Source organism: Neorhizobium petrolearium (assembly GCF_017873175.1).
GTDB lineage: Bacteria > Pseudomonadota > Alphaproteobacteria > Rhizobiales > Rhizobiaceae > Neorhizobium > Neorhizobium petrolearium.
Genome location: NZ_JAGGJW010000021.1, coordinates 71879 through 87631, shown reverse-complemented (window position 1 = coordinate 87631; position 15753 = coordinate 71879). Strand labels below are relative to the sequence as shown.

Sequence of the window (15753 nt, the reverse complement as noted above, 5' to 3'; positions counted from 1 at the left end):
CTTGAACCGCATCGCTCAAGGCTGGCCCGTATCTGAAATCGAGGCGCTCATGCCCTGGAACTTCAAGTCCCACGCCATCGGCTGACCGCTTACGGGCAATCAGCGCCGTGAAAAACGCGTAGGGATCACGGCCGCGCCGCCCATGTTCAAGACGCGCCCTTTCAGCGAGCTTTTGCAGGTGCATAAAACGCATCACCTGAAAAGAAAACAATGATGACTGATGCCCCATTTGAGTCTGCAGCTCAGTGCAGCAGGTATCTCTCACCGGCTTCGTCGAAGCTCAAGTCTTCCCAAACTGGGCCTGTTCCCCTTCCGCTGAGCAACCATGCGAGACTCACCTTTAGGGCTCCAGCGATCCTGTCGAGGAGGTTGGCTCTTGGGTCTGACCGGTCATTTTCCCAGTTCTGCCAGGTTTCTGATGTGACCCCGACAATCCGGGATGCGTCTTCGATCGACATGTTCAGTGCGTCGCGCGCGAGCGAGATTCGCCCGCCGATTGTATCGTCCGTGGCAAATGCCGAAACGATCTGTCCATCGTACATTGTCAAACTTCCCTAAATGTGAAGCGGGCTTCGCAAACGCTTTCGCCGCGAAGCCCCGTGAATGGCTTAGCCTTCGTCCTTGCCCAGCCAGACCTTGACCTGATCCGGATGGTCCGTGATGTATTTCTCGACCGCCTTGTCGTAGGAGGTCTCCTGGGCGTTGAACATCGCGCTTTCGAGATCAGGGAGCGGCAGCTTCATGCGTGACAGGAAGTCGGCGACTTTCGGGTTGTCCTCCTTGAAGCCCTTGCGCGCCAGAACGTCGACATGCTCCGCTTCACCGAGCGACTTCTTCGGGTCGTCGATGTAGCGCAGCTCGTATTTGCCGAACATCCAGTGAGGGCTCCAGGATGTTGCCACGAACCATCCTTCCGAACGCATGGCGCGATCGACCGTGGTCAGCATTCCCGCCTCGCTGGAAATCTGCAGCTTATAGTCGTCCAGGCCGTAATCCTTGATCGCCTTTTCGGAAAGGCGGGTCAGTCCGGCACCGGGATCGATGCCCTCGATACGCCCCTTCAGCTTCTCCTGGACGTCAGCCTTCTTCAGGTCCTCGATCGAGCCGATCGCATCTTCCGGAATGTATTTCGGGACGACCCAGCCAAGCTTTGCGCCGTCATAGACGGTGCCAAGCGTTTCGATCTTGTCCTTGACCTTGGCGAAATAATCGGCGTGGGTCTGCGGCAGCCAAGCCATCATCATGGCATCGAGGTCCCCGCGGCTGACGCCCTGATAAAGGGGGGCGACGTCCGTCTGGACGAGTTCGACCTCCTGACCAAGCTCGTCCTTGATGAGCTTTGCCGCAAGCTTGGTGACGAATTCCGCATCCGACCATGCCGCCCAGCCGATTTTGACCGGCTTGGCATCCTGCGCCATCGTCGCCGTGGTCGCGCTGCCGAACAAAACGGCCGCGAGGCTCATTGTAACGAGTGTCTTGAACATATCTGCTCCTTTTTTGAAGGTTCGCATGCGGCGGCATGTGGGCCGCCATGGTTCAGCACGGAGATCAGGTGGCAGCTTCTGCTGCCTCCTGTCGTGCTGGTTTCTGGAAAAGCACACGCCAGATGCCGGCGCCCTCTCTTCCGAGGCTCTGCGTGATCCGGTCGAGGATCACGGCCAGAATGACGACGGCGATGCCGCCCTCGAAGCCGGTGCCGACGTCGAGCCGCTGGATACCGGTCAAAACCGTATTGCCGATGCCGCCAGCGCCGATCATCGAGGCGATGACCACCATCGACAGCGACAGCATGATCGTCTGGTTGATGCCGGCCATGATCGAGGGCATGGCGTTCGGCAACTGCACCTTGAACAGAAGCTGGGACGCCGTGCAGCCGAACGCGTTGCCGGCTTCAATGAATTCGACGTGCACCTGCCGGATGCCGAGATTGGTCAGCCGGACGACCGGCGGCATGGAAAAGATGACCGTGGCGATCGTGCCGGGCACCGCGCCAAGGCCGAAAAACATCGCCGCCGGAATAAGATAGACGAAGGCTGGCATGGTCTGCATCAGGTCGAGCACCGGCCTTACCACGGTTGCGACCCGATCGCTGCGCGCCATGGCAATGCCCAAGGGCAGGCCGACGAGCATCGCAACCAGGGTTGAGGCAATCACAAGCGACAGCGTTTCCATCATCGCCGACCAGAGCTGCATGTGCTCCGCCAGCCAAAGCGACAGGCCGGTGAAAACGGCAAAACCCAATCCGATGCGCCACAGCGAAAGGATGACGAAAATAGCAAGTCCAACCGGCATGGGAGTAGCCAGAAGGGCATCCTGTATGCCGTTCGTCACCAGACCGATCGCCGCCGCAATGAAATCGAGCAGGGGACCAAAGTTGTCGAGGATGTAATTGACGGCGCTGTCGACGCCGTCGCCGATATCGAAAGTCATCTGTCTGTCCGTTTTTTCTAAAGGTCAGCTTGCGCGGTCGAGCGTTTCGAGAAGCGCCGACTTGCTGATGGAACCGACATAGCGGTTTTCGTCATCGACCACGGGCACGGGCCAGGAACTGCCGGCAACCCGGCCAAGGACATTCGACAACGGTTCGCTGGCAGCGATAGGCTCGACGTCGGAAAGAAAGGCGCTCCGATAAGGATCGGCAGCTTTTAAACGGATCTTCTCGACGAGCGATGCCTGGCTTACGATGCCGTGGTAGGTTTTGTCCCGACCGATGATGATTGCGAATTCCCGGTCGAAATTCTTCATCCGCTCCAATGCCGCCGCCGCAGAGACGCCCTGGCGCTCGATGAGCGTGACTTGCGTTTTGCGGGCGATATCTCCCGCTCTGAACACCCGCGAAACGTCGACATTGCGGAAAAACGAGCGGACGTAATCGTTTGCCGGGTTGAGAACGATCTCGTCTGGCGTGCCGACTTGAACGACATCGCCGTTTTGCATGATGCAGATGCGATCACCGATGCGCATCGCCTCGTCGAGGTCGTGGCTGACGAAAACGATCGTGCGGCTGTGTTCTGCCTGGAGGCGGACCAGCTCATCTTGCATTTCCGTGCGGATCAGGGGATCGAGGGCGGAAAAAGCCTCGTCCATCAAAAGGATCGTCGGTTCGCTTGCAAGCGCCCGCGCCAATCCGACGCGCTGCTTCATGCCGCCGGAGAGCTGATCCGGCCGGCTTTCGCTGTAACCGTCAAGGCCGACAGCCTTCAGCGCTGCAAGCGCCTTTTTTCTCCGTTCGGCTTCGCCGACACCGGCGACCTCGAGGCCAAAGGCGGCGTTATTGAGAACATTGCGGTTCGGCAGCAGCGCAAACGACTGGAAAACCATGCTGATGTCGCGCCGGCGCAATTCGATCAATTCGCGGCGCGACATGCGGGTGATATCCCGGCCATCGATTTCAATTTTGCCGGATGTCGGCTCAATCAACCGGTTAAGCAAGCGTAAAAGTGTGGATTTTCCGGAGCCGGAAAGGCCCATGATGACGAAGATCTCGCCGGCCTTGATCTCGAAACTGGCATCGTTGACGCCGATCGAGCACCCCGTCTCAGCCAGGATTTCGGATTTGCTTTTGCCCCGCTTCAGCAGGTCGAGCGCCTTTTCAGGCCGCTCACCAAAAACCTTATAAACATTCTTGATACTGATCTTGGTCGAAGCCGGCTCAGCCGACGCGTCATTTTCAGTTGCAAAAGCCATTTTGAATGTAAGCCCCGGCTCAACAGCGGAGGCGCTCTCCTTAAGTTAAGGCTCGACATCCGGAGAATATAGGGCTCCGCAAGACGAGTATTCGGTGGATTCTTCGACAGCGACACATGCGCCATCATCTGTTTTTCGAATATCTCCCTCCTGTTTTCGGAATAATTCCAAAGGAGAGATATGGTCGAAGATTAAGGAATGCTCAAATCTGGAGGGCCCAGTGCATTCCCGCGGCGAAGACGAGCGCTTTTTTAAGGTGATGAATCTCAGATGTCCATACAAAAAACCGAATTCTCCGAACGGCCATTTTAAGTGATTGAAAGAAAAGCATTTCGATTGTGCAACTCGTCGTGCAATGAGCGCTGCAAATATCGTCCATGAGCAGACGGTCGCCGCTCAAAAATTGAGGACTTTGCTGGGGCCTCGCGTAAAGCAATTCCAAGCCGCCATGATCGGCTCACCATGGCCGGCTTCTGTAATCGGCGGGTCAAGGTCAAGCGTCTTTTGCGCTTTTTCCTACCCGAGACAAAATGGACATCGTCGTCCGCAGTCGGCCCAAAGCAGCCGTCGCGGGCTCTGTTGCCGCCTCGACTCCTTGCTGATATTTTTGATCCTATGGCTCAGCTGAGAGATACATTCGGTCCATTTGTCGTCGATCGCGCCGCCGGAGTGTTGCGGCGGGACGGCGAGTTGGTAGGACTTGGCCAACGGAGCTTTGCACTGCTTGACACCCTCTTGAGTGCAGACGGGCAATCAGTCAGCAAGGACTTGCTGATGGCCCGTGCATGGCCGGGGCAGATCGTTGAGGAAGCAAATCTTTCCGTTCAGATTGCCGCTCTGCGCAAGGCGCTGGGAAAGGCACCGAACGGGCTTGAGTGGATCGCGACGGTCCCTCGCTTTGGCTATCGGCTGCCGCATTCCCATGCAACTGAAACGCCACATCAGGCGGTGCGGCCATCAATCGCCGTCCTACCGTTCGAGGACTTATCGCGCGATGCCGAGTACCAGTATTTTGCTGAAGGTATGGTCGAGGACGTTATCGTCGCTCTTTCTCGATTCAAGACGTTCGCGGTGGTCGGTCGGAATTCGTCGTTCGCTTTCAAGGATCGAAGCGCGCCAGTCCGCAGTATCGCAGATGCGCTGGGTGTTCGCTACATTCTCCAGGGTAGCGTCCGTCGCCACGACGATCGGCTCAGGGTCGCTGTCCAGCTTATCGACGTAGATACCGATACGCACCTGTGGGTGGAGCGCTTCGATGGTGACATATCGAGTCTCTTCGACTTCCAAGATCGCATCACCGACGCTGTCGTCGGTCTGGTTGAGCCGGAAGTGCGGAAGGCGGAGATCGAACGGGCGCGCCGGAAACGTCCAGATAGCCTCGATGCCTATGATCTCTATCTTCGAGCCTTACCGCATTTTCGGGGTACGGCTGAGAGTGTTCGCAACGAAGCAGTAAGACTTTTGGAACAGGCGGTTCAATTGGACCCTGGATTCGCCACAGGACTTGCCCATGCAGCCTGGGCTTATGAACGTCACGAAACGTTCGGATCAGGATTAAACGAAGCTGAGCGGCATCGCTGTCTCCAGCTTGCGGAAATGGCGCTCGAAATTGGCTACGAGGACCCGCAGTTGGTAGCCATCTGCGCTCTAGTGTTCACGAATGTCGGGCACGACCATCGGCGCAGCCTCGCCATGCTCACGGACGCCCAAAAGGCCAACCCCAACAATCCAACCGTGCTATCCCTCTTTGCCTTCCTAAACGTGATGGCAGGCGACATCGACATAGGGAAGGACACGTTCCTGCGCGCCCTGCAAATTGCTCCCGGCGCGTTGGAGAATTACGAAATTCTGGTGGGGGTCGGCATCGCGCATCTGTTCAAAGGCGAATTCGAGCAGGCGGTTGATTGGGCTTCCCGCAGCCTTGCCGTGAACAACGATTGGCTCGGGGCCTACTGGACGCTGGCGTCTGCCTACGCCCACCTTGGTCACGTTGAGCAAGCGCACGCGACAATTGCTAAACTTCGCGCCAAGGCACCGGACATGCGGGTCAAGGATCTCGAAAGACATCGACCCCGGTATGCAGATCGCTACGAAATAATGATCGGAGGCGTACGCAAGGCCGGGTTGCCGGATTGACCATTGCCGATCCTGATCGGTTGTTTTTGCAAGATTTTGGTCTCCGTTTTGGGACACAAATGGCTCGCCTCATCCACATTCTCCCTGTCGAGCCATGATGGCCTTGGGCGAGAGGAGAACTGAGATGACCATCGCTGCGCAATTCCGAAATATCTGGTCCCTTGGGTTGCCCACCAAAGCCGGGCAATCGAGGGTCGTTGCCATTTGGACGAACGTCAAGGCACGCAGTAGACTTATACTTGAACGCCTGTTGGCTTGCGAGCCCGCAGATGATCCTACCGCTCACTTCAGTGCGAGGGATTGGGCCGACATACCGCCTCATCATCCGAGCTCCCCCGAATAGAGACACCTCAAAAGGCAACCAAGTCACCCTGGGCAAGTGCGTATCGCATCGCCAAGGAGAGGCGGCAAGACGGCAGCTTGAGCGGCTGAGCGATCCGCATATCATTCTGATCGGAATATACGGTCCTGATCACTCCCTAATGAGGGGGAGCAACTTTAATGGAGAAATCGCCTGGTAGGCCAAATAACGCATGCGATATTCGATGACCGCAATTGGCGCTGAGCGGCAGACGCCTCTTGGCCCGAAGCGGTCGTTGGAGGAAAGCCCCCGTCCAGGCACCCGTCACACGGCCTAGCCCCGAAGGCGCACGACATCCTTAGAGGGTGGTAGCCCGAATTTCCGGGCATATTCCCTGCTGAACTGGTTCGGGCTTTCATAGCCAACGCCGAAGGCGACGGACGTTGCCGTTCCTTCTCCAGCCATCAGAAGCGTACGGGCGTGCAGCAGACGAACCTGCTTCTGGTACTGGATCGGGCTGAGTGCTGTCACTGCCTTGAAATGACGATGAAAGGCCGACACGCTAAGCGCCGCCATCTCGGCAAGCGCCTCGACCCTTAGAGGCTTGGCGAAGTTTTCTCGGATCCAGTGGATCGCAACTGCGATCCGAGAGAGCGCCGCGTCGGGTGCCGCGATATCCCGCAGCATCCAGCCCAGCGGACCCTGCAGCACCCGGAACAGGATTTCCCGCTCATATGCCGGCGCAAGCACGGCGATCTCATCTGGCCGCTCCATGAGCCGAAGCATGCGCACCCAGGCGTCAAGGAATTCCTCGCTGACTGGCGCAATCGAGAAGCCGGAGCCGAACAGCTTGCTGCAGACCTGGACTGGCAGATCGCTGATCAGTGCGGCGACCGTCGGCGGGTGAAGCGTCAGGCTGACGGCCAGATATGGTTGTCCGGCCGCCGAGGGATGCACTAAGCCGACCGCAGGCAGATCGACCGACATGACGAAGTAGGTGGCCGGGTCGTAGGCGAAGGTCCGCTCACCGACCGTCATCGTCTTCGAGCCGGTCAAGATCAGGTTGATCATCGGTTCGTAGACGGCCGAAAGTCGATGCTCGGGAATTTCACCCTGGACCATCGCGATGCGCGGGATTCCCGTTTCCGTCCTGCGATTTTCCGCATTCGAGGCCAGCAAGCGAAGTTGCTGAAGTTGCTTTTCCATGGACGCGACCGTGACAGGTCGAGATCTCCCCCGCAAGCGGGAAGCAGAAATAGGCAAGCTTCAAAGAGGAATGGGTGAGCGGGCGGGACGATAGAGGCCTAGCTTCCAGTCACACCAAACAGCCAAGGAAAGCAGCCATGAAGATCGTCATCGTCACCGGGGGAAGCCGGGGTCTCGGAGCCAGCACAGCCATCGAATGCGCGGATAAGGGCATGGGTGTCGTCGTGACCTACAACAGCAATCCTGCAAAGGCGGACGATGTCGTGAAGGCAATCATGGGGAGCGGCGGTCAGGCCGTCGCCCTGAAGCTCGACGTCGGCGACATCGGCGCGTTCCCGGCCTTCCGGGATTCGGTTGCATCGAAACTGCGTTCCGTCTTCGGCCGGGGTGACTTCGACCATCTCGTCAATAATGCCGGATACGGCCTCTTCACTCCGATTGCTACTGTTACGGAAGAACAGTTCGATGGCCTCTTCAACGTCCATCTCAAGGGGCCGTTCTTCCTGACCCAGATCCTGCTGCCGCTGATGGCGGACGGCGGCCAGATCCTCAACATCACCAGCGCCACCTCGCGCGTCGCGACCGCAGGCGTTGCGCCCTATGCCTCCTTCAAGGGTGGTCTCGAAGTCCTGACCCGCTACATGGCCAAGGAGTTCGGCGAGCGGGACATCCGGGCCAACTCGATCGCACCCGGCGCAATCCGCACGGAGCTCGGCGGCGGGCTGAACGATGAGTTCGAGGCCATGCTGGCAGGCCAGACCGCACTCGGCCGTGTCGGCGAGCCGGAGGAGATCGGTGGCGTCGTCGCCAGTCTCCTGTCGGCAGAGAACCGCTGGATCAACGCCCAGAACATCGAGGTTTCGGGCGGCTACATCATCTGAGCAGAGGAGGTCAGCATGCTCGACCATGTCTTCATTTCCGTCAGCGACATCGATCGGTCGATCGCCTTCTACGAGGCGACGATGGCACCGCTCGGGATCGTCCATGCGCACGACTATGACGGTAAAGACGGGCCGCCCGGCCATCCAGACCTGAAAGGGTTCGGCGCGAACGGCCGGGTGTTCTTCTGGCTGCGCGAATGCGTGGTCGAAGGCCGTGCCGCTCATATCGGCTTCGTCGCCAACGGTACCTCCCAGGTCGACGCTGCCTATTCCGCCGCCATCGCCGCGGGTGCGTCAAAAATCCATTCGCCGGGACCGCAGCTCCACTACGACCCCCGCTACTACGCCGCCCAGGTTCGAGATCCTGACGGCTACAGCCTCGAATTCGTCTACAAGGAATGGCAGCACTGACATGACAAAACTCATGATCTACGGCGCGACCGGCTATACCGGCCGCATGGCGGCGGAACATGCGAAGACGGCCCGCACATCTCTCCTTCTCGCCGGCCGCAACGAGGCGACCCTCTCCAAACTTTCTGCAGAACTCGGCGTCGAATACCGCGTCTTCGGCCTCGACGATACAGCGGCGATCGATGCCGGTCTGGCCGGCATCTCCGCTCTCCTGAACTGCGCAGGGCCATTCATGCGTACCGCCGATGCGCTGATGCTGGCGTCGATCCGCGATGGCGTGCACTATCTCGACACGGCGGCCGAACTCGACAGCTACCGGCTGGCCGAAGCCCTCGACGACGAGGCCAAGGCCGCAGGCGTCATGCTGATGCCGGGCGGAGGTGGCAGCGTTGCCATGCTCGGCAGTCTCGCCGGACATGCGGTCTCGCGGGTGAACGACGCTCGCAAGATCGGGATCGCGCTGCATGTTGCAGGTGGACTTTCACGGGGATCGGCGATCAGCGCCATGGAGAACGTTACCGTCGAGACCCTAGCGAGGGTGGACGGCGAACTTGTCGCAATTGCCGCCGATGGCACCCGCAAGTTCGATTTCGGCAAGGGTCCGGTCGACTGCTTCCCGGTCACGCTGCCCGATCTTATCACCATCTGGCAGGCGACAGGCGTCCCCGACGTGGAAACCTTCGTACATGTCACCGGCGATGGCTTCCCGCAGGGCGACCTTTCGGCTCTCCCGGACGGACCGAGTGAAGAGGACCGGCTGGCGAACCGCTACCAGGCATCCATCGAAGTCACCGGGGCAGATGGAAAGGTCACCCGTTCCATCCTCGATACGGTCAACGGCTACACCTTTACGGCGATGGCGGCAGCCGAGGCTGGCCGGCGCGTCCTGGGTGGCGAATTCCGTCCCGGCTTCCAGACACCCACAGGCCTCTTCGGAAGCGGCTTCGCGCAGACAATTGCCGACACGGCTATCATCGATGTCTGAGGAGCTCGGCACCATGCAGAAGCTCGTCGAGTCCTTCATCGCGACCGCCAATGCCTTTGATGTCGAAGGGGCGCTGTCCCTGTTCGCAACCGACGCAGTCATCGACGATGTCTCGGTCGGCGACACCTTTGTAGGCCAAGGTGGTGTCCACCAATACCTCGAGCGGTTCTTCGTCGGCTACAGCACCAGCAGCAGGCTGCTGTCCATCGAAGAAATCGACGACTTCCACTCGGACGTCCGCCTCGATTTTACAGGCGGTTTCGGACACGAGATCGGGATTTTGAAGGTCGCGATCAATCCCGACGGTCTGATTGAGCGCATCGACGCCGATCTCGAATAGCAAACCAACCACCCGTCCTATCGAAACATAAACATCGGCGCACACCGCGCCGTTGCCGGGAAGGCGTGCATTTCGCACACCTCTGGCGCGACAAGGAGCACATTCATGACCATATCGCCATCGTTCGCACATGATGCCGCAGACAGGCTCGCGGTCGTCGAGGCCCTCTATCGCTTCACCGCCGGTATCGATCTTCGCGACAATAATCTCCTTGCCTCATCGCTGGCGGAGAATGCCGTCTCCGACTTCCGGCCGGCTGCTGCCAAGGCCGGCTTCGAATATCCGGTTATCGAGGGCCGGGATGACATCGTCTCGGCGCTCACTACCTCGCTTGCTAACCTGGACACGACGCATTCCGTCAGCAATCCGCGGGTGACGATCCACGAGGACACTGCACGCATGGACGTTTTGGTCGAAGCCCAGCACGTTCCCCGCAACGATCCCTCTCGTTACTACCTGATGAAAAACCGCTACGACGTCGAACTAAAGAGGAACGGCGACCTCTGGGTCATCATCCGCAACACGGTCGACAACGTCTGGCGCTCCGGCGACATCGGCGTTCTGTCTGGTATCTAGCCTCTTTGTGCTCAAAGAGAACGGCGGCGAGACATTGTCTCCGCCGCCGTCTCCCTATCCCTATCCCTATCCCTATATCCCTGCGTTCAGTAGCCAGACAGAACGCCGCAGCAGTCCGCCTTGCCGGCGGCTCAGGAGCTGAAGGTGGCTCGGGGTAGCGACATGTCCCCTTTTGGCGCGAAGCGGACGACACCTTTCGGCCCGAAGCTGCCATTGATCAACCAGGTGTCGAGCCTATTTTTTGTGACCTGGTTTGACGGGACTAATTCATGAAATAGGGAAGTGCGGATGCTGGTGCGAAAGCAGTTGTGCCATCGCCTCGGTGATGGTGAGTTCGTCGTAGGGCTTTGAAAAGAAGCGACTCCCGCCGGGTAGCATGCTCTCCTCGATAATGGCGGCACCGGATGCGACGATCAGCTTCACGGGCGGCCACCTATCGCGGATGTAGTGGGACAATTTGATACCGTCCATTGTTCCCGGCATCTGAACATCGGTGAACACCAGATCGATGTCGGCTCTCGACTGAAGGATGCGAATTGCCTCGTCGGCATCGCCAGCCTCAAGCGCTTCGTAGCCCGCCGAGAGCACTAGATCGACGGCACCCATTCGTATCATCGGACTGTCTTCCACGACCAGGACAACCGGTTTGCCGTTCTTCATTGTTCACTCGATGCATGAGGGGTGAGCCGCTAGGCTCCGAAGTAAATTTCCTGAATAGCGTTCGGTTCCTACACCGCTGACGACAGGTCGTTTTCGAGGTCAGTGGTGTCCCTATGGCTGATCGTGACCACGGTACCTGGACCTGCGTCGCTCAACTCAATTTTGCCGTCCAGGTTCTTCACGAGCGCTTCCACGATACCAGTCCCTAGTCCGGCTTTGGGTGCATCGTTGCCTGCGGGCATGCCGATACCGTTGTCCGCAACGGAAAGCGTCCAGTCGCCACCGGACGATCGATAATCGATCGCGATCTTGCCTATTCCCTTGTCTGGAAAGGCATGCTTGAGGGCGTTGATTACGAGTTCGGTTACGATTAGGCCCAGGCTCACGGAAACATCAGCATCCACGACACTGTCATCGACCGCCACTTTGATCGATAGCCGTTCAGGGTCAGCTATCATCGACGCGCCAAGGCTTCGGGACAGCTGAGTAAAGTAGGCGCGCAGCTCAACCGTGCCTCCAAGAGACCTTGAGAGTTGCTGTTGCAGGGCTGCGATTGACATCACCCGGTGATGTGCGTTGTGAAGATGCCCGCGCGCTTCGTCCGACTGAACCCGGCGTGCGCTTTGCATTAGAACGCTTGCAATGATCTGCAGGCTATTTGCGACCCTGTGCTGGACCTCCTGCAGCAGGATGGCTTTATCACGGATCAAGTCATCTTTGAGCCGGGCTTCGGCGCGGGCGTCGGTTACGTCGGCTATGGCGAGGAGCAAGCGAATATGTTCGAGGTCGCCGTCGTCGAGTGTTCGCGCATTAAGGACCAACTGGCGGGTCTTCTTGCCTGGTCGCTTGAGGTCTATTTCGTAAGCCTCGATGTTCGCACTTCCCGAAGCAGTGGCGCTGAGAAGTGACTCAAGCTTGGGCATCGCCCATTCCCCAGCTCCAAGATCGCTGAGCCGCATACCGGGGACTGACGCTGGGTCGATCTCGAAGGCCCGGCAGAACGATGCACTCGCTGCGATGACCTTCAGATCGTCGGACAGGAAAAGCAATGGTTCGATGGATGATACCACCACAGCAAGAGTGCTGGCCGCTTCGAGATGCACTGGAGGCGTCTGTAGCATGAAATGGCCCTCATGGACCGAAGACTCACGGAGCAAGTCATGACTCGGCAGGCGTGTCGAAAAGCCGGAATGAGCAAATTCGACAATACCACTATAACACGCCTGGACGTTATCCTTGCATCCAAATATCCCATGGGAACCATGCTGGTGTCGCGGGGCACCGCACCCCTGGCCAGGCTGGCGGAGATGTGGCTGAATGGCCGCCTTCCGGCTGGACGAGTGTCGCAGGCACTGCAAATCGCGGCGACGCTGTTCCGCCTTTCGAGCATATTGCCTCACCGCGTGGCCGAGGGTCTGACGCACTTGTGGCTTGACGCGACCCTGACGGCGCGTACCCCGCATCGAGCCCAGGTAAAGGCGCGCCGCCCGCTGAGTTGCTTGTCTGCCCGATCGGGATTCGCGTCGCAGGACTTGCGAGCGCGGCCTCGATCGAGCGACATCGTTCTGCTTCTTGATCAGGGTCAAGCGGGTCCCAGTATCGCGTGGTAGGGTGCCAGTCGCCGGCCATCTGTCACGCTCATCGAAGGGGAAAGCCCACATGCTGGAATACCGGATTACGGCCCGCAGAATCGACGCAGAGGGCAGTGTGGCCAATGCCAAGATGGCGGAAGTCAAGCTGGATACCGGGCTGGCGGGTTCTCCCGGTGCCTTCAATCCGGCCGAATTGCTGCTGGCGGCGATCGCCGCATGCATGATCAAAGGCATCGAGCGCGTGGCACCCATCCTGGACTTCAGGTTTTCCGGCGTCGAGGTCGGCCTGCACGCGATCCGGCAGGATGCGCCTCCAAGGATAGTTTCGGTTGACTATGAACTCGTTGTCGATACCGACGAGAGCGATCGGCGACTGGAACTGCTGCACCAGAACGTCCGGAAATACGGCACGATCTCGAACACGATCGCCGCGGCGGCACGCCTCGATGGCACGATCAGGAGGAAATCATGAGCCGTCTGCATCGGGAAAACCACCTCGTGTCGCGCATCGGCTGGCTTCGGGCAGCTGTGCTGGGCGCGAATGATGGCATCGTGTCGACAGCAAGCCTGATCATGGGGGTTCGCCACGGCCGCCGCCAATACCCAACAAATCCTGGTGGCTGGCGTTGCCGGTCTCGTCGCAGGCGCGATGTCCATGGCCGCCGGTGAATACGTGTCGGTGAGTTCGCAGGCGGACACTGAACAGGCCGATCTCGCGCGGGAGCGGCTGGAACTGGAGACGTTTCCGGAAGCCGAGCTTGAGGAACTGACACAGATTCACGTCAAACGTGGGCTTACTCCAGAATTGGCGGGACAGGTTGCAGTGCAGTTGACTGCCAACGACGCCCTCGACGCGCATTCGCGTGACGAACTCGGCGTCGTCGAACATATGGCTGCCCGGCCGATCGAGGCGGCGTTGACCTCGGCTGCCACCTTCGCGGTCGGGGCCGCAATGCCCCTGCTCATGGTCGTACTCTCGCCCCCCTCGATGCTGATCTACTCCGTTGCAATCGCGTCGTTGCTGTTTCTTGCCCTGCTTGGCGCAATCGGAGCGAAGGCTGGCGGTGCGCATATCCTCAAAGCCACTGCCCGCGTTACCTTCTGGGGTGCATTTGCAATGGCGCTGACCGCGGGAATCGGCGCGCTGGTGGGGACGGCAGTCTGAGGCGAAGGCCGCCAGTTCAACGCGACCTGATCCGGGTCATGATTGAAAGCTGTGCAATCAAACGCTCGGACAGTTGGCGGTATCTTTGAAACAAGGATGGCCTCTGCCACGGATTGTATGTGGCTTGAACCATGCACTTTGAAGAAGCGGGAATGATGCCCGCTTCTTCAATAGAAAGTAGCGACGAAACTTGATCTGAATCAAAGCGGTATTCGGGGCAAGGCGGAGGATGATCTTCGATGGCATGAAGCCGTAAAGGGAGATTGCAATGGACTGGAACCGTGTCGAAGGCAATTGGAAGCAAATCAAGGGCAAGGCAAAGGAACAGTGGGGCAAACTCACGGACGATGATCTGGACGTGATCTCCGGGCGTCGTGATCAGTTGGAGGGAAAGATCCAGGAGCGGTATGGCTACGCGAAAGACCAGGCGCAAAAGGAAATCGACGACTGGTACAACTCGCAGAAGTGGTGATCGATTAGGTCAATCCCTGCTAACCCACTGCGCTCTGGCAGGGCGGGCCGTCGCTGGATACCTATTCGCGGGGGAACGCGCATGAATCGCAACATGCTTTACTTAATCATCGGCGCGCTCGTTGTGGTCGTAACCGCGCTAAGTTATTTTTACTATCAGGAACAAAAGACCACCAGTGGTGTGGATATCACTGTGGATGACCAGGGACTTTCAATTCGAAAGAAATAGTAACTTCTTTCACCGGAAAGGACAGATTATGTCTATTGGCTTGATCTTAATAATTCTGCTCGTCATCTTCTTGGCGGGAGGCTTTTCAGGCCGCTTCGGCGGCTACGGGTACGGCTATGGACATGGTGGGGTGGGCGTGATCGGTATCATACTCATCGTTCTCATCGTGCTTCTCCTGATGGGCCGCATTTAGAAAACTCGTGTGACGCGCGAGATGATACGGACGGTAAGCGGCGCATTCCCGGAGTTTGGAAGCGAACATACTTGACCGAAATCGACGCCGGGGCGTCAGAAATTTGCGGAAGGCAGCACGCCTGGGAACTGCTTCAGGTTCGTAATGATTGGCGGGAGCCCAGAGCATTGAAGCCAAGTCCACAGCCGTTGGCCTACGAGGGCGCGCATCTCTATTTCCGAATCGAAAGCGATTTCAGCTTGACGTAGGCAGGGTTTCCCGGGCGGCCAACGGTGACGTCTCCGAGAGCCGACTAGGAAGTGAACCGCCGCAATCTCAAGGAGGCAATCAACTATGGCCAACACTACAGACAAGATCGAAGACATTGGGCCGCAGCCGCAATCGTTCGACATTGAACGCGCGACGAAGGCAAATACAAACTACCGTTCTGTCGCCTGGAGCGGGCGTTACCTGCAAGTGACATTGATGTCGATCCCCGTCGGCGGCGACATCGGCCTCGAAGTGCATCCGGAGACCGATCAGTTTCTGCGCCTCGACGCTGGCCGCGGCCGAGTGCAGATGGGGGTAGCGAAGGACGAACTGACCTTTGATAAAGAAGTTTCAGAGGGCTGGTGCGTCCTGGTTCCAGCGGGGACCTGGCACAACATTACCAATATTGGGGCGACGCCAATGCAGGTTTACGCGATCTATGCTCCGGCCCACCACGCCCCGGGGAAAGTGCATCCTACGGCGGCAGCCGCTTCTTCCGACAAGAATGACGAGCCAGCGAGCTGGTCAATGCAGCCAACATAGCTCCAGTTAAACAAGCATGACCAGGCTGTTGGAGGGGCGGTACTGCCGCGCTCGAAGGTCTCGATGATGATCATGCGCTCACGAAGCGCGCTGCCGGACGGATGTGAATGGGGGACGGTCATCGGATG

General features: G+C 58.7%; 18 protein-coding genes and 1 pseudogene. 11 read left to right on the top strand and 8 right to left on the bottom strand.

The features are described from left to right. The 5 genes from J2046_RS30055 to proV all read right to left on the bottom strand — a co-directional run. On the bottom strand, positions 1-229 hold a 229-nt coding region (locus J2046_RS30055), incomplete at its 3' end, for a hypothetical protein (protein ID WP_210058101.1). 13 nt (positions 230-242) lie between these two features. Next, positions 243-542, bottom strand: a complete 300-nt coding sequence (locus J2046_RS30050) for a helix-turn-helix domain-containing protein (protein ID WP_210058099.1) — start codon at positions 540-542, stop codon at positions 243-245. 66 nt (positions 543-608) lie between these two features. Continuing rightward, positions 609-1484 (bottom strand): glycine betaine ABC transporter substrate-binding protein, encoded by an 876-nt coding sequence (locus J2046_RS30045; RefSeq protein ID WP_210058097.1) that lies wholly within the window; start codon positions 1482-1484, stop codon positions 609-611. 64 nt (positions 1485-1548) lie between these two features. After that, on the bottom strand, positions 1549-2430 hold the full coding sequence (locus J2046_RS30040) for an ABC transporter permease (protein WP_210058096.1): 882 nt from the start codon (positions 2428-2430) through the stop codon (positions 1549-1551). Positions 2431-2454: 24 nt separating this feature from the next. Then, entirely contained in the window at positions 2455-3687 is a 1233-nt protein-coding gene (proV, locus tag J2046_RS30035; protein WP_210058095.1) for a glycine betaine/L-proline ABC transporter ATP-binding protein ProV, read from the bottom strand. 462 nt (positions 3688-4149) lie between these two features. On the opposite strand from proV, the gene J2046_RS30030 reads away from it, so the two are divergent. After that, on the top strand, positions 4150-5823 hold the full coding sequence (locus tag J2046_RS30030; protein ID WP_210058094.1) for a winged helix-turn-helix domain-containing tetratricopeptide repeat protein: 1674 nt from the start codon (positions 4150-4152) through the stop codon (positions 5821-5823). Positions 5824-6457: 634 nt separating this feature from the next. Here the strand turns inward: J2046_RS30030 and J2046_RS30025 are convergent. After that, entirely contained in the window at positions 6458-7330 is an 873-nt protein-coding gene (locus J2046_RS30025; RefSeq protein WP_210058093.1) for an AraC family transcriptional regulator, read from the bottom strand. Between the two features lie 137 nt (positions 7331-7467). Between J2046_RS30025 and J2046_RS30020 the strand changes: the two genes are divergently transcribed. The 5 genes from J2046_RS30020 to J2046_RS30000 all read left to right on the top strand — a co-directional run bounded on the left by J2046_RS30020 (position 7468) and on the right by J2046_RS30000 (position 10523). Further along, entirely contained in the window at positions 7468-8211 is a 744-nt protein-coding gene (locus tag J2046_RS30020) for an SDR family NAD(P)-dependent oxidoreductase (protein ID WP_210058092.1), read from the top strand. A 15-nt stretch (positions 8212-8226) separates the two neighbouring features. Further along, positions 8227-8622 (top strand): VOC family protein, encoded by a 396-nt coding sequence (locus J2046_RS30015; RefSeq protein WP_210058091.1) that lies wholly within the window; start codon positions 8227-8229, stop codon positions 8620-8622. 1 nt (position 8623) lies between these two features. Beyond that, positions 8624-9607, top strand: coding sequence for a saccharopine dehydrogenase family protein (locus tag J2046_RS30010; RefSeq protein WP_210058090.1), 984 nt, complete (start codon positions 8624-8626; stop codon positions 9605-9607). A gap of 13 nt (positions 9608-9620) precedes the next feature. After that, positions 9621-9947: a nuclear transport factor 2 family protein gene (locus tag J2046_RS30005; RefSeq protein ID WP_210058089.1), complete on the top strand. Its 327-nt coding sequence runs from the start codon at positions 9621-9623 to the stop codon at positions 9945-9947. A gap of 105 nt (positions 9948-10052) precedes the next feature. Further along, positions 10053-10523, top strand: coding sequence for a nuclear transport factor 2 family protein (locus J2046_RS30000; protein ID WP_210058088.1), 471 nt, complete (start codon positions 10053-10055; stop codon positions 10521-10523). Positions 10524-10790: 267 nt separating this feature from the next. Here J2046_RS30000 and J2046_RS29995 read toward each other — a convergent pair whose 3' ends face one another. Then, positions 10791-11183 carry a response regulator gene (locus tag J2046_RS29995; RefSeq protein ID WP_210058087.1) on the bottom strand — a complete coding sequence of 131 codons (393 nt, stop codon included), beginning with the start codon at positions 11181-11183 and terminating at the stop codon, positions 10791-10793. 68 nt (positions 11184-11251) lie between these two features. After that, on the bottom strand, positions 11252-12304 hold the full coding sequence (locus tag J2046_RS29990; RefSeq protein ID WP_210058086.1) for a sensor histidine kinase: 1053 nt from the start codon (positions 12302-12304) through the stop codon (positions 11252-11254). 538 nt (positions 12305-12842) lie between these two features. On the opposite strand from J2046_RS29990, the gene J2046_RS29985 reads away from it, so the two are divergent. The 5 genes and pseudogenes from J2046_RS29985 (at position 12843) to J2046_RS29965 (ending at position 15625) form a co-directional block, all read left to right on the top strand. Then, on the top strand, positions 12843-13247 hold the full coding sequence (locus tag J2046_RS29985; protein ID WP_210058085.1) for an OsmC family protein: 405 nt from the start codon (positions 12843-12845) through the stop codon (positions 13245-13247). Continuing rightward, positions 13244-13940: pseudogene (locus J2046_RS29980) on the top strand (VIT1/CCC1 transporter family protein). The gene J2046_RS29985 and the pseudogene J2046_RS29980 overlap by 4 nt, the downstream one beginning before the upstream one ends. A gap of 268 nt (positions 13941-14208) precedes the next feature. Further along, complete coding sequence (locus J2046_RS29975) at positions 14209-14412, top strand: CsbD family protein (protein WP_210058084.1); 204 nt, start codon at positions 14209-14211, stop codon at positions 14410-14412. Positions 14413-14668: 256 nt separating this feature from the next. Beyond that, the gene (locus tag J2046_RS29970) at positions 14669-14833 is read left to right on the top strand and encodes a DUF3309 family protein (protein ID WP_210058083.1); all 165 of its coding nucleotides are present in this window, start codon (positions 14669-14671) and stop codon (positions 14831-14833) included. A gap of 333 nt (positions 14834-15166) precedes the next feature. Beyond that, complete coding sequence (locus tag J2046_RS29965) at positions 15167-15625, top strand: cupin domain-containing protein (RefSeq protein ID WP_210058082.1); 459 nt, start codon at positions 15167-15169, stop codon at positions 15623-15625. Positions 15626-15753 lie beyond the last annotated feature (128 nt).